This is a genomic window from Halorientalis brevis (assembly GCF_042678165.1).
Taxonomy (GTDB): domain Archaea; phylum Halobacteriota; class Halobacteria; order Halobacteriales; family Haloarculaceae; genus Halorientalis; species Halorientalis brevis.
In genome coordinates this window covers 284,042-297,618 of record NZ_JBHUDJ010000003.1, presented here as the reverse complement: position 1 = coordinate 297,618, position 13,577 = coordinate 284,042, and the positions used below count along the sequence as shown (strand labels likewise).

The following is a 13,577-nucleotide window of genomic DNA, read 5'->3' as shown; positions in this document are numbered from 1 at the left end:
AGAGCGGTGTGGTTATGTCCGTTCCCTCAGTGGCCCCGAGTATGGACGTGTACGGACTCATCGGGAATCCCGTCGGGCACTCGTTGTCGCCGCCCATGCACGAGGCGGGCTACGAGGCGCTCGACATAGACGCCCGCTACGTCACTTTCGAACCGCCGACAGACGCAGGGGCCGACGCCGTCGAATCGGCCGCCACCCTCGGCGTGTCCGGCCTCAACGTCACGATCCCGTTCAAGCAGGACGTCATGGACGCGGTCGAGCCCGACGACCTGGCGCGGCGCATCGGCGCAGTGAACACGATCGACTTCTCGACGTCGCCACCCACCGGGTACAACACGGACGCCGTCGGCGTGACGCGCGCACTCCGAGAGCACGACGTGGCACTCGACGGTCGTGCACTGGTCGTCGGTGCCGGCGGTGCCGGGCGGGCGGCCGCTTTCGGGCTCGCAGACGAGGGAATGACCGTCGACGTCGCCAACCGGACAGTCGAGACCGCACACGAACTGGCCGCCGACGTCGACGGCGCGACCGGTCACGGACTCGACGCCGTGCCGGAACTGCTCGCGGACGCGGACGTCCTGATCAACGCCACCAGCGTCGGCATGAAAGAGGACCGCTCGCCGGTCCCGGCCGACGCGCTGCACGCTGACCTCGCCGTGTTAGACGCCGTCTACGATCCCATCGAAACGCGACTCCTCCGGGACGCGGCCGCTGTCGGTGCGACGACAGTCGAAGGGACGTGGATGTTGCTCTTCCAGGGCGTCGAGGCGTTCGAGCGCTGGACGGGGCAAGACGCTCCAGTCGATCGCATGAACGCGGCGCTACAGGAGCGGCTTTAAGTAGGCGCATTGACTATATTCGATCATGGGGCTACTCAAGCTTATAAAAGCGGTTATGGGACTCAATGGCACCGGGTCCAGCGCGCATTCGAGCGCTGGTGACTCCGGCGGAAAGGACGTCGACGTCACCGTCGAACACGAACCCGAACCTGCGACGGAAAGTGAAGGTGCAGTAAAGGGAACCACCGACGTCGAGATCAGCGACGAGACGGGAGCGGCCGAGCCATCCTCGGACCCCACCGTCGAGACCGACGCGGAACCGGACGTCGTGGACGACGCCGTCACTGAGACCGCCACCGACTCCGAACCGGAGCCGGAACCCGAGAGCGAACCGGACGCCGAGCCGGAACCGGCTGCGGAATCCGACGACGAGGGCGACGCAGAAACGGACGCGGCTGCCGACGACGAGAGCGAACCGGCAGTCGACGGCGCCGACGAGCCGGTCGATACGATCAGCGGGATCGGACCGGCCTACGCCGACCGACTCAGTGACGCCGGCATCGAGACGGTAGGGGACCTCGTCGCAGTCGAGGCCACGGACGTCGCCGCCGAAACCGACCTCTCCGAGAAGCGCGTCCAGCGCTGGATCGACACCGCACGCGGCGACGAATAGAACCGCAAAACGGTTACTTTCCCTTCTCCTCTCTTCCCGTGATGACCCAGCCGACGGTCGTGACTGACAGGGACGCCTTTCGAGCGGGCGCTGAGGGCGTCGCTCCCGGCACCCGCGTCCCCGTCGAGGTGCAGGTGACGGTCACGGACCCGTTCGTCGCCTATCGGCGCGCCCGCGAAGGAGACGGCCGGGGCGGCGTCTATCTGGAGACGACCGGGGGCCAGTCAGGCTGGTGCTACTTCGGCGTCGACCCGATCGAGCAGTTCTCGGTCGGCCCCGACGACGGACCGGCGTTACAGGCGCTCGTCGACAGGCTCGCTGCCAGTGACCTCGCGCGAGGTGACTGTTCCGTTCCGTATCCGTGCGGTGCGGTCGGGTGGCTCTCGTACGACGTGGTCCGCGACCTCGAAGTCCTGCCGACAGATGCCGTCCGCGATCGGGACCTCCCGCGCCTGCAACTGGCAGTGTACGACTGTCTGGCGGCCTGGGAGGAACCGCGCGACGGGCCGACGACGCTCCGCGTCACTGCCTGTCCGCGCGTCGATCCCGACGGCGAGCAGGGCGTGCCAGTAGACGCTGCCTACGAGGCGGGACTCGACCGGGCACACTGGCTGATCGACCGAGCCACGGACGGCGATCCGACCGTCGGCCCGCCGCCAGTTCCCGACCGCTCGACCGCGCGCTTCGAGAGCGAGTACACCCGGGCGGAGTTCGCCGACCGGGTCGCTCGCGTCAAGGAGTACGTCCGTGACGGCGACACGTTCCAGGCGAACGTCTCACAACGACTCACTGCCCCAGCGGCGGTTCACCCAGTCGAGGCGTTCGATGCGCTCCGGGCGGTCAACCCGGCTCCCTACTCCGCACTCGTGGAGTTCCCGGACGTGGATCTGGTGAGCGCCAGTCCGGAACTCCTTCTCCACCGCGACGGCGACCACCTCGTGACGGAACCCATCGCGGGCACGCGGCCGCGCGGGGAAACGTCCGACGAGGACGATGCACTCGAAGCCGACCTCCGGACCGACGAGAAAGAGCGCGCCGAACACGCGATGTTGGTCGACCTGGAACGCAACGACCTGGGGAAGGTCAGCGAGTTCGGCAGCGTCGACGTCACCGAGTACCGGCGCGTCGACCGCTACAGCGAGGTGATGCACCTCGTCTCGAAAGTCGAGGGGCGACTGCGAGCCGGCGCGGACCTGGCCGACGCGATCGCGGCGGTGTTCCCGGGCGGAACGATCACCGGCGCCCCGAAACCGCGGACGATGGCGATCATCGACGAGGTCGAAGCGACCCGTCGCGGACCCTACACGGGGTCCATCGGCATCTTCGGCTTCGACGGCCGGGCGACGCTGAACATCGTCATCCGGACGCTCGTTCGATACGCCGAGGAGTACCACCTCCGGGTCGGCGCGGGGATCGTCCACGATTCGGACCCGGAGGGGGAGTACGACGAGACGCTCGACAAAGCCCGCGCGCTGGTGACCGCCGTCGACGAGGCGCTCGGTCGCCGCGGCGACCTCGCGGTGGAGGAGAACTCACGATGACGCCCCGCATCCTCGTCGTCGACAACTACGACTCGTTCGCCTACAATCTCGTCCAGTACGTGGGGGAGGTGATGACCGATCCCGCGTGGGGAGTCGTCGACGACGGGACGACCAGCGAGGTGCTCGTCCGCCGGAACGACGAGGTCACCGTCGAAGAGATCCGCGACCTCGATCCGGACGGCGTCGTCGTCTCGCCAGGTCCGGGGACGCCCGCGGACGCCGGCGTCTCGATGGCCGTCTTCGCCGAGTTGAACTATCCGACGCTCGGCGTCTGTCTGGGCCATCAGGCGCTGTGTGCGGCCAACGGCGCGCCCGTCAGCCACGCCGAGGCGGTCGTCCACGGCAAGCCCTCGCCCGTCGAACACGACGGCCGGGGCCTGTTCGCGGACCTGCCCGAGCGGGTCGAGGTGGGTCGGTACCACTCGCTGGCCGTCGAGCGCGACGACTTGCCGGACGTGCTCGACGAAACCGCCTGGACCGTCGACGACGGCGACGGGAAAGACGAACCGAGCGTCGTCATGGGCGTCCGGCACCGGGAGCGACCACACTACGGCGTGCAGTTCCACCCCGAGAGCATCCTGACCGACGTCGGCAAACGACTGATCGCGGCTTTCTGCCACACATGTCAGACCGAGAGTACCAGTACCACGTAGACGGCGACCTCGTCCCGGCGGCCGACGCGACCGTCAGCGTCCGCGACCGCGGGTTCATGTACGGCGACGCAGCCTTCGAGACGCTTCGGGCCTACGGCGGCACTGTCTTCCGGTGGCCGGCCCACGAAGCACGGCTCCGACGGACGTGCGAGACGCTGGGGTTCGCCGAGGCCGTCCCCGGCGACCTCCGCGACCGCGTACAGGAAACGTTGCGGGCGAACGATCTCGAAGACGCGTACGTCCGCCTGTCTGTCTCCAGGGGCGTCCAGCCAGGCAAACTGACCCCGGACCCCGACGTCGACCCGACGGTCGTCGTCATCGTGAAAGAACTCCCGCGGGGCGGCGTACAGGGGACGACGCCGTGGGACGACCACGCCGTCGTCCAGACCGTCAAGACGCGACGGACGCCAAGCGAGGCAGTGCCGGCCGACGCGAAGACGCACAACTACCTGAACGGGATTCGCGCGCGGCTGGAACTCCGACGGGCGGCGACCGACGAGTTCGCCGCCGACGAGGCGCTCATCCGCACGACCGACGGCGCGATCGCCGAAGGCGCGACGAGCAACGTCTTCTTCGTCGACGGCGGCGTCCTCAAGACCCCCAGCGACGACTGCGACATCCTGCCGGGCGTCACCCGCGACGCGGTCGTCGAGTTAGCTCAGAACGAGGACTTCCAGGTCGAAGCCGGCCGCTACGAGGTCGGCGACCTCCGGGACGCCGACGAGGCCTTCCTGACGAACACGACCTGGGAGATCCGCCCCATCGCCTCGGTCGACGGGATCGAGGTCGGGACCGGCCCGATGACGAAACTCCTCTCCCGGCTGTTCGACGAGCGCGTCGAGCAACGCCATTACGTCGACGAGTAGGTCAGAACGAGGTGTCGTCGAGGACGAACTCGACGACGGCCAGGACGAACAACACACCGGCGAACACGACGCTCTCGCGCCACCCCAGTCTGAGCGGAAGAGTCGGCAACAGCAGGCCGATGCCGGCGGCGNNNNACCTCCCCGACGACGCCGACGAGGACGGCCTGCTGGCGCCGGTCGAGGTCGACGTTTGCTGTCATTATTCGACGTCTTCACGCGCAGTCGCTTCAACGTCGAGGATCAGATCGGCGCCGTAAGCGCCCGCGGGCGTCTGGTAACCGGCGGGCGCGTCGCCGTCGAGTGCGCGCGTCGCCGTCGCCAGCGCCGTCTCGACGGTCAGGGCGTACGTCTCCGGCGTCTCCAACCGCGAGACGACGCGGTCGCCGTCGTCGTTCGTCGCCTCGCCCCAGAGGTAGCTCCGCCCACCCTCGCGCTGGCGCTCGCTCGGGCCGTCGACGGTCGCATCGACGAGTTCCTGCAGCGTGGATTTGACCGGCCCGCAGCCGAGGAGCGGCGCGAACAGCCGCGTTCCGCGCATGCTCCAGATGATCGGTTCGGGCATCGCGGCGTACACCTCGACGTTCGGAATCCCCGTCGTGTGGGCCGCCGTCACGAGATCACCCCACGGGATGGTCGCGGCGGTGCGTTCGCCCCGGCCGAAGTCGATCCGACGGGTCTTGTGTGCCGGCGCCACCGGTTCGAGCAGGCCGTCGCGGCGGACGACGCCGCCGTCGCCCACGAACTCGATGGCAGTCTTGGCCGTGCCCGCCGAGACGCTGGAGAGCGCCTCGAACCCGAGCGCGAGATGCGTCGCGTCGGGCAGTCGGTCCGCGAGATGCGCGGCCAGACAGTCCGTCGGGACGACGTCGAACCCGACGCCGGACATGAGCATGACGCCGGCGTCCCGGGCGGCCTCGTCGTGGGCGGCCACGCCCTGGAACACGTCGATCTCGCCGGTGATGTCGAGGTAGTGAGTGGAAGACTCGATACACGCTTCGACGAGCGGTTCGTACGTGTCGACGAACGGCCCGGCGCAGTTCAGGACGACGTCCACGTCCGCGAGTGCGGCTGGGACGTCGTCGGCGGCGAGATCGAGCGGTCGCGTCGGACAGTCCAACTCGTCGGCCTGGCGAGCCAGTTTCCGTTCGGAGCGGCCTGCGAGGATCGGCGTGATCCCTCGCTCGACGGCGGCCTCGGCGATGAGTTCCCCCGTGTACCCGTAGGAGCCGTAGATGAGCAAGTCGGCCATGTGTGTGACACGGGACCGAACAGCCGTCAACCTGACGAGAAGGGACAATTTTGTGCTGCCGAGTGCGCGTCGACGCGAGGCCGGCTCGTAGACAACCGCATGCTTGAAACCAGCGGCCCAACAAGCGGAAATATGGCCGAGGACGGGTCGATTACGTCCGTCGCGGACGTCCCCGACGAGTCGACGTTCCTGTTCACCGTTCGTGACCTCGACGAGGACGAACAGAAAGAAGCGATACTGGTCAAACTGGATGAGGAAGCCGTCACCGACGGCGGGAGCGAGTCGGCCGCGATCACCGGCTGGCTGAACTACTGCCAGCACTTCACCCACATCAAACTCGACAAGGGATCGGGCGCCCCGATGCGCGACGGCGAACTGGTCTGTGCCAACCACGGCGCGTACTTCGAGTCCGACTCGGGTCGCTGTACCTACGGACCCTGTGAAGGCGCGTACCTCACTGAACTCGACGTGGTGGTCGAAGACGGGACTGTGTATCTGACCGACGACGACTACGAATTCGTGGACACCGGCCCGATGGAAACCGACGACCTCGATCTGTCCTCGAAGTCGAACTACGAGTTCTGACGCTTGCGCGGTTGGTACTTGAGGCCGCCAGCAGTTCCGAAGAGAACGAGGAGCGCGCCGACGATCGAGAGGAGGCCGGAGCCGAGAATCGCCGTCGACGAGCGCAGTCCCGTCTGCGCGGCACTCCAGACGACGAGTGGCAGTCCGACGACGAGAAACGCACCCAACAGGGTGAACGCGCGTTGGCGGCCGGTGAACTGCTGTTCCGCGATCAACCGGTACGGACTGCGGCCCGGCATCGCGAGACCCGCAGCGACGATCGTCATGCCCCAGACGATCCCGCCGAGCGAGACCAGCAGTGACGGTCCGAGTCCAGTCGCCTGCGGACCCGCACCGCGCGCCGAAGCCGTCCCGGCGTCGTCGCCGCCAGCGAGGCCACTCAACGCCGGTGGGTACGCCAGCGTGACGATCCCACCGAGCAGCATGGCGAACCCCCCGATCACCAGCACCGTCCGAACGACGGCTCCGAGCGTTCCACGCACAGTCCAGTTGTTAACGTGCTCCACCCTATAGTTTGCTACATCGAATCCAGTCGAAAAATCAAGCGATGGGCGCCACGTTAAAACCTCGACGGTCCACACGGCGCGACGGCTGTCGGTTACTCGATTCGGAAGGCCGGTTCCTCGACGGATTCGCTCTTGCACTCCGGGCAGCGACCGGGACGGTTGAGCAGGTCGTCGAAGTCGTCGAACCCGCAGTCCCGACACGTCGGCGGCGCGACCAGGAGTTGTTCGTCGGTGTGATCCAGCGACTGGGCGATGTGCTCGACGTGACTCACGGCTGTACTGGCCTGGATCTCGAAGTCACGAGCAATCGCCCCCGCGGACAGCGCCTCCTCACGGAGTCGGTCCGCGACGCGCTGGCGGGTCGTCTGTGTCGCCTTCGCCTCGCGCATGTCGGTGATTTGCGGTGGAGTACCATACGCTTTCTGGACCGGGCACCCGAGAGCCACAGCCCAGTGGAGCGGGTCGGCCCGCCTCGAACTCGCGACCTGCCGCTCAGAACGGGACGAACGGGCGAACGGCGAGGGCGGTCTCCCGGGTGAGCCACTTCTGGACGGTGATCGGCCCGCGGAGGGACTCGTCGACCACGAACTCGGCGAACGAGCGGTCGGTGTACTCGAAGAGGAACTCCGTTTCGACGTCGTCGGCCGCGATGTCACAGAGCAACTGCAGTTCGGCGAGGTACTTGAGTCGCAGCCACTGGTTGCCGATCACTTCGAGATCGCCACACAGCGCCGCGGCCATCGCCGGCCGCCCGGCGACGATCGACTGCCAGGTGCGCGCAGCGGCCTGGAAGATCGAGTCGACCTCCAGATCGGACAGGTCAGTCACGAGCGAGAGCCCGTGACAGTTGCCGCCCTCTAACTCGATGTGCACGAAGATAGTGTCGTTGACGACGTCTCGCTCGGTCTGGTTGAGCAGGTGTTCGACCGATTCCGGGAGTGAAGAGCGGACGCGCTCGTCGATCAGCGAGAGGGCCTCCGTCAGCGACGTGTCGGCGAGGCCGTCACGGACGTTCGCAGGCATCTCACTGAGAACGTCGTCGCTGAGGTCCCCGATCGTCAGGTCGTCCAGGCCGAGATCGGTGATGACCAGGAGAATGTTTTCGCTGAACCCGAAGTCCTGCAGCTCGCTGCTCTCGTTGAGCGCTCGGCAGTACTCGTCCAGCCACTCTTCACTCGGATACAACGCCATAGTACCAGCTCCGTGTTATCATGACACAGCTATAAGCGCGATGGGGGTTTCGAGGGACGATGCTGTCTGTTCCGTACGGCAGCGACGATGATAACGGTAGTGGCGTTCGCGATCGGCCTCGACGGCTATCCGGAGTGCGTTCGGATGACGGCGGTCCAAAAAGAACTTACCCCCGTGGATTGAGGGTCGGAATATGGACGCTGTGGTTCTCGCCGGGGGATACGCGACGCGACTGTGGCCAGTCACGAAACACAGACCGAAGATGCTGCTGCCGGTGGGGGAAACGACGGTAATCGATCGCATTCTGACCGAGTTAGAGACGGACGACCGTATCGAGAACGTCTACGTCAGTACCAACGAGCGCTTCGCCGCCGAGTTCGAAGCGCACGTGGAAGAGGAAGGCTACGAGAAGCCCCAACTCTCGATCGAGGAGACCAGCGCGGAAGACGAGAAGTTCGGCGTCGTGGGGGCGCTCGGCCAGCTCGTCGCCCGCGAAGGGATCGACGACGACCTGCTCGTGATCGCCGGTGACAACCTCATCGGCTTCGACGTGAGCGACTTCATCGACTACTTCGCGGAGAAGGGCACGCCGACGCTGGCAGCCTACGACGTCGGGACCCGCGAGAAGGCGAAATCCTACGGTCTCGTCGAGTTGGAGGACGAACGCGTCGTCGATTTCCAGGAAAAGCCCGAGGAACCCAACAGCACGCTGGTGTCGATCGCCTGCTACGCGTTCCCGGAAGAGAGCATCCGCTTCCAGGAGTACCTGGACGGCGACAACAATCCGGACGAACCGGGCTGGTTCATCCAGTGGCTTCAGTCACAGGAAGCCGTTCACGCCTTCACGTTCGACGACGCCTGGTACGACATCGGCACGCCCGAGAGCTATCTCGAAGCCGTCGCCTGGGAACTGGACGGCGGCAGTCTCATCGCCGAGAGCGCGACCGTCGAAGGGTCCGAGATCGGCGAGAACGTCCACGTCCTGCCCGACGCCGAGGTCGTCGATTCGACCATCGAGGAGGCAGTCATCTTCTCCGACACGACCGTCGAGGACTGCGAGATCCGCGAGTCGATCATCGACAAGGACACGCACGTCGCCAACCTCGACCTGGCTGGCGCTCTCATCGGCGCCCACACGCAGATCACGAACGGGCAGTAGTCACTCCCAGCCACCTTTTTCATCGTCGGGTCGCAGCGAACCCGCGACCACTCCTCGAAAAAGCTGGACCAAAAAGAGCCGTGACCTCACTTCGTTCGGTCACGGTGAACCGGCTCGTTCCCGATGGTCACTCACCGGATGCTCACTCCAGCCAGGCGTCGGTAATCTCGACGTGGCCTCGCATCCCTTCCCAGACGGAATCGTACTCCAGTCGGATCGCTCGCTCCATGTGGGGGCCGTCGGTCACAGAGCCACCTTTTTCATCGTCGGGTCACGGCGACGCCGCGACCACTCCTCGAAAAAGCTGGACCAAAAAGAGCCGTGACCTCACTCCGTTCGGTCACGGTGAACCGGCTCGTTCCCGATGGTCACTCACCGGATGCTCACTCCAGCCAGGCGTCGGTAATCTCGACGTGGCCTCGCATCCCTTCCCAGACGGAATCGTACTCCAGTCGGATCGCTCGCTCCATGTGGGGGCCGTCGGTCACGAGCGTCTCGAACTCGCCGCCCTCCCCGAGGATGTGCACGCCGTACTCCTCGTGGAGCGCTTCGAGGTCGGCGATGGCGTCGGCGTCGAGGGTACGACCGAGCCACGACTCGTCCAAGCCGTGGGCGGCCACCTGAATGATTTTGATCTCGAAGTCGGCGTCGAGCATCGCGTCGGCCAGGTCGCGCGGGTCTTCCTGCCAGAGCGGTGCGAACAGGTCGGCGTCCAGGCGGTCGCACATCGCCTCGATGCGGGAGGTCTGGTACTCGCTCTCGACTGCGCCGGCGGTCACGCCCGCGATGCCGCCGTCGAGGTCGGCGGCCAGGTCCTGAAGGGCCGTCTCCAACACTGCGAGTTCGGCGTCGCCCTGGTCGCCCGAATGCGTCGCCTCGGCGGCCGCGAGGTCGTCGGGTTCGACGTCCACGAGATCGATGCCGATGCTCTCGGCGGCGAGGCCCGCGAGGTCGGTCGCCGGCACGTGGTACATGTACGAATCCTCTTCCGGGTGGACGGTGACGAGCCGTTCGACCGGGAGGCCGCGTTCGAGCGCCTGGTAGAGCGCCCACGACGAGTCCTTGCCGCCTGAGAAGAGCGAAACCCACGCACCGGTTGTCATACCCGTCGGGTAGCGGACGAGTGCCTAAATCCACTCCGGTTGCCGACCGGGGGAGACGAACGTTTTTATCCGGAAACGGGTCCAGCCCGTGCCACGAGAATGAATTCCGTCGCCCGAATCAGGATCGCCGTTCGTGCGCTCGCAAAGACGGGACGCGTCGTCGTTCGGCGGCCGACGGTCCTCGTGTATCCAGTGGTACTGACGCTCTCACTCTTCCTGTTGATTCCGGCGGTCGCCGTCCCGATCGTACTCACTGAGGGCGGTATCGTTCGCCTCGCGGTCTGGCTGTCGAGCGTGGCGGCCTACTTCCTCGGCGGTGGCGTCCTGTGTACCGTCTTGTTCGGGGCGATGGTCTACGAAACGAACCAGCTCTTCCGCGGACAGCCGGCCGTTCCGTTCTCGGGAGTCACCGCCGTCTGGCGAAACCGACGAACGCTCACAGCGTTGGGGCTCGTCCTCGGTACGGGCGGTATGCTGTCTTGGTATGGCCGAACGCTCCTCGAACGAGTTCTCGGCGACCTCCCCGTAGATGTGCTGACGGCACTGCAGGGCAGCGGCAGCATGTTCGCAATCGTGATCGTAATGGTTGAGAACAGGTCACTCTCTGAGATCGCCGACCCAGTCGTCGATGCCGTCTCCGAGACGGCGGTCGAGTCGATCGTCACCACAGAGGTCATTCAGGGCCTCGCAACGATCAGCCTGTACGCGGGTGCAGGGTTCGGCATCGGCTCGACTCTCTTCGGGGTTCGAATCGACCCGCTCGGGTTCTTCACGCCGTTTCTCGGCTTCCTGCTCGTTCCGTTCCTCACGATCACTCTCTGCTGTCTCCTCGAAGGCGTGTCGCGGACGGCGATCTTCCTCCATGCGACCGGCCAGAGGGGCGAGGACCTGCGGATTACGCCGGATCGAGTCCTCAGAGGTCGCAACGAGCCCCGCATCGAGTGAGCAGTGTTACTGCTGTTCGGCCACCTCGTCGTCGACGTCCTCCTCGACCTCGGCACCGTTGAAATACGAGGAGAACCTGACGCCGACGAGACTGACGAGGATGCCGGTGAAGATGAACACCGCCAGCCGGACGCGCGGCTCCAGCGTGAGTCCCTCGACGGCGATCGGTCCCACGTCGACCGGCTGGACGGTGAAGGGGTCGAACACGCGGGCTCGTTCGAGGAAGTACGCCGAGAAGCCGCGGATGACCAGTCCGACCGCGACCGCGCCGAAGGGGAGGTTGACGTAGGCGCCCCGGACGCGCTCCTCGCGGATGATCTCGTCGAGCAGCCGGCCGGTACTGGCCGCCAGCGCTGCGGCCGTCAGCCAGGGAATGCTGTCGAACGCGAACCGCATCGCGAGGATGAAGGGCGGCTGGCCGCCCGTCGAGGAGACGCCGATCGCGCCCGCGAACACGCCGATGAGTCCCAGCCCGCTGGCGACCACGTACGTGACCAGCGACACCTGCCCGGAGTAGAACGCGTCGCGGATCTCCCCGGGCAACCGCGCCAGGAACGTGTCGATGCCGAGCCCCTTGTAGAGGAAGAAGGCCCCGATGACGGCGGCGATGGCGGCAGTCGCCACGGCGGGGCTCTCAGCCAGCAAGAGCAACGCGGGGAAGGCAAGCAGCGCGACGCCGACCGGCACCAGGACGGTCTTTCGCAGTTCCTCGTCTGCGAGGAACTGTTTGAGGAGGTAGTAGGTCGACTCGATGTCGCGGGCCTGGCGGACGACGACGCGGTCGACGGCGTCGACGCGGATGCGGCTCTCGACGATGGGGACCAGCCGTTCGTCCTCGGCGCTGTCGACGACGACGATGGCAGAATCGGGGTCGTACTCGGCCACCAGGTCGTCGGTCTGGCGCGCGACGGCCCGGTCGCTGGAGACGGAGTCGCCGCTCGCGGAGACGACCGCGACGACGGCACCTTCGTCTTCGTCGTGGAGGTCGCGGGTGATACGCAGCGCTTCGAGCATACAGTTGACGCGACTGTCTTCGGGGTCCGCGACGCCCGCGTCAGTCACCAGCGATTGGACTGCCTCCCAGCCGACGACCGGCGGGTCGATGCCGAGGTGCCCGCTCCGGTCGATACACACCACCAACGTTGTCACTGTCGGTGGTTGGAGCGCCAACCATTAAAAAAGGTTGCAGCCGTTCATCGCCAGACTGCATCCGATCGGCCCTCGATACCCCTACTTCAGGCGGAAGTCGAAGCCGTCAGTCGCGTCGAACGTGCTGGCGACCCCGGCGCCGAAGGCGTACGCCACCGACTGTACGCCGCCTCGCAACCGCTCGCGGATGGTGCCCGCCGGTTCGAACTCCTCGACGGTCACTGCCGTCCCGAGTTCGTCTTCGAGTCGCTCCTCGACGTCGCGTCGCGTCCCGAGTTCGTCGACCAGCCCGAGTTCGGCGGCGTCCTCGCCGAGGTAGATCCGCGCCTCCGTGTCCCTGACGGTCTCGGGGTCCAGGCCGCGGCCCTCGGCGACGGTCTCGACGAACGAGTCGTAGTAGTCGTCGACGATTCCCTGGAGGTAGGCCCGTTCGTCCTCGTCGAGGTCCTTCAACGGGACGCCGGCGTCCTTGTACTCCCCCGCCGTGAACTGCTCGTAACTGACGCCCAGGTCGTCGGCGAGGTCGCTGACGTTCACGCGCGACCCGATGACGCCGATGGAACCGACGATACTCCCGTTTCGTGCCCAGAGTTCGTCACAGCCGCTGGCGATGTCGTAGCCGCCGCTGGCACACACGTCCGTCGCGTAGGCGATCGTCGGCCCGTCGAATCGCTCGGCCGCCAGCCGGATGTCCTCGCTGGGGACGATCTCCCCGCCCGGCGTGTTCAGTTTCACGATGAGCGCCTCGGCGTTGTCGTCATCGTCGGCTCGTTCGATCTGGTCGACGACGTCGTCGGCGTGTGCACCGGTCGGCGACGTGACGCCGCCGCCCGCCGACCTGGTGATCGGTCCCTCGACTGCGACCTCGGCGACGTTGTAGCCCGGCACGACCGACGATGCGACGTTCCCTCCGACGCGCAGTGCCAGCGGGATCACCAGGACGAACAGCACGATCCCGAGCAAGTGCGTCAGATCGTCCGGGAGATCGACGAACAGTTCCCAGGCGAGGAGTGCGACGACGAGTGCAGTCCCGAGTGCGACGGCGCCGCGAACGGCGGACTGCATCCGTCCCTGTCCACGAAGAGCCATGCTTCCGTCTCGGGTCTGAGCGCTGAAAAATCCGTATATCGAGAACCGCGTCGCTAGGGATGGCGAGAAAACGAGAAATCACTGCTCGC

15 protein-coding genes are annotated in these 13,577 nt (G+C 66.4%); 8 read left to right on the top strand and 7 right to left on the bottom strand.

Features of this window, described 5'->3' with window-relative positions:
- Positions 1–41 precede the first annotated feature (41 nt).
- The 5 genes from aroE to ACFR9U_RS08585 are packed head-to-tail and all read left to right on the top strand — an operon-like array spanning position 42 to position 4,512.
- On the top strand, positions 42–839 hold the full coding sequence (aroE, locus tag ACFR9U_RS08605) for a shikimate dehydrogenase (RefSeq protein ID WP_247375412.1): 798 nt from the start codon (positions 42–44) through the stop codon (positions 837–839).
- 25 nt (positions 840–864) lie between these two features.
- Positions 865–1,452, top strand: coding sequence for a helix-hairpin-helix domain-containing protein (locus ACFR9U_RS08600; RefSeq protein WP_247375413.1), 588 nt, complete (start codon positions 865–867; stop codon positions 1,450–1,452).
- Between the two features lie 41 nt (positions 1,453–1,493).
- Positions 1,494–2,993, top strand: coding sequence for an aminodeoxychorismate synthase, component I (pabB, locus tag ACFR9U_RS08595; RefSeq protein ID WP_247375414.1), 1,500 nt, complete (start codon positions 1,494–1,496; stop codon positions 2,991–2,993).
- Complete coding sequence (locus ACFR9U_RS08590; protein ID WP_247375415.1) at positions 2,990–3,646, top strand: anthranilate synthase component II; 657 nt, start codon at positions 2,990–2,992, stop codon at positions 3,644–3,646. Before pabB ends, ACFR9U_RS08590 begins: the two co-directional genes overlap by 4 nt.
- Positions 3,616–4,512, top strand: coding sequence for an aminotransferase class IV (locus ACFR9U_RS08585; RefSeq protein WP_247375417.1), 897 nt, complete (start codon positions 3,616–3,618; stop codon positions 4,510–4,512). Before ACFR9U_RS08590 ends, ACFR9U_RS08585 begins: the two co-directional genes overlap by 31 nt.
- 199 nt (positions 4,513–4,711) lie before the next feature.
- Here ACFR9U_RS08585 and ACFR9U_RS08580 read toward each other — a convergent pair whose 3' ends face one another.
- A complete protein-coding gene (locus ACFR9U_RS08580; protein ID WP_247375427.1) occupies positions 4,712–5,761 on the bottom strand; it encodes a saccharopine dehydrogenase family protein in 1,050 nt (349 codons plus the stop codon).
- A gap of 132 nt (positions 5,762–5,893) precedes the next feature.
- Between ACFR9U_RS08580 and ACFR9U_RS08575 the strand changes: the two genes are divergently transcribed.
- Positions 5,894–6,346, top strand: coding sequence for a Rieske (2Fe-2S) protein (locus ACFR9U_RS08575; protein WP_247375428.1), 453 nt, complete (start codon positions 5,894–5,896; stop codon positions 6,344–6,346).
- On the opposite strand, the gene ACFR9U_RS08570 is transcribed toward ACFR9U_RS08575, so the two are convergent.
- From ACFR9U_RS08570 to ACFR9U_RS08560, 3 genes are all read right to left on the bottom strand, one after another.
- Complete coding sequence (locus ACFR9U_RS08570; protein ID WP_247375430.1) at positions 6,334–6,828, bottom strand: hypothetical protein; 495 nt, start codon at positions 6,826–6,828, stop codon at positions 6,334–6,336. The genes ACFR9U_RS08575 and ACFR9U_RS08570 overlap by 13 nt on opposite strands.
- Positions 6,829–6,944: 116 nt before the next feature.
- Positions 6,945–7,241: a transcriptional regulator gene (locus ACFR9U_RS08565; protein WP_247375432.1), complete on the bottom strand. Its 297-nt coding sequence runs from the start codon at positions 7,239–7,241 to the stop codon at positions 6,945–6,947.
- 103 nt (positions 7,242–7,344) lie between these two features.
- Positions 7,345–8,043: a hypothetical protein gene (locus tag ACFR9U_RS08560; RefSeq protein WP_247375434.1), complete on the bottom strand. Its 699-nt coding sequence runs from the start codon at positions 8,041–8,043 to the stop codon at positions 7,345–7,347.
- Positions 8,044–8,236: 193 nt separating this feature from the next.
- On the opposite strand from ACFR9U_RS08560, the gene ACFR9U_RS08555 reads away from it, so the two are divergent.
- Positions 8,237–9,202, top strand: a complete 966-nt coding sequence (locus tag ACFR9U_RS08555) for a sugar phosphate nucleotidyltransferase (protein ID WP_247375435.1) — start codon at positions 8,237–8,239, stop codon at positions 9,200–9,202.
- 383 nt (positions 9,203–9,585) lie between these two features.
- Here the strand turns inward: ACFR9U_RS08555 and ACFR9U_RS08550 are convergent, their stop codons facing one another.
- Entirely contained in the window at positions 9,586–10,305 is a 720-nt protein-coding gene (locus tag ACFR9U_RS08550; protein ID WP_247375437.1) for a diphthine--ammonia ligase, read from the bottom strand.
- A 99-nt stretch (positions 10,306–10,404) separates the two neighbouring features.
- Here ACFR9U_RS08550 and ACFR9U_RS08545 point away from each other — a divergent pair, with 99 nt between their 5' ends.
- A complete protein-coding gene (locus tag ACFR9U_RS08545; RefSeq protein WP_247375439.1) occupies positions 10,405–11,250 on the top strand; it encodes a hypothetical protein in 846 nt (281 codons plus the stop codon).
- Between the two features lie 6 nt (positions 11,251–11,256).
- Here ACFR9U_RS08545 and ACFR9U_RS08540 read toward each other — a convergent pair whose 3' ends face one another.
- Positions 11,257–12,399: a DUF373 family protein gene (locus ACFR9U_RS08540; protein WP_247375441.1), complete on the bottom strand. Its 1,143-nt coding sequence runs from the start codon at positions 12,397–12,399 to the stop codon at positions 11,257–11,259.
- Between the two features lie 81 nt (positions 12,400–12,480).
- The gene (sppA, locus tag ACFR9U_RS08535; protein WP_379814143.1) at positions 12,481–13,488 is read right to left on the bottom strand and encodes a signal peptide peptidase SppA; all 1,008 of its coding nucleotides are present in this window, start codon (positions 13,486–13,488) and stop codon (positions 12,481–12,483) included.
- Positions 13,489–13,577 lie beyond the last annotated feature (89 nt).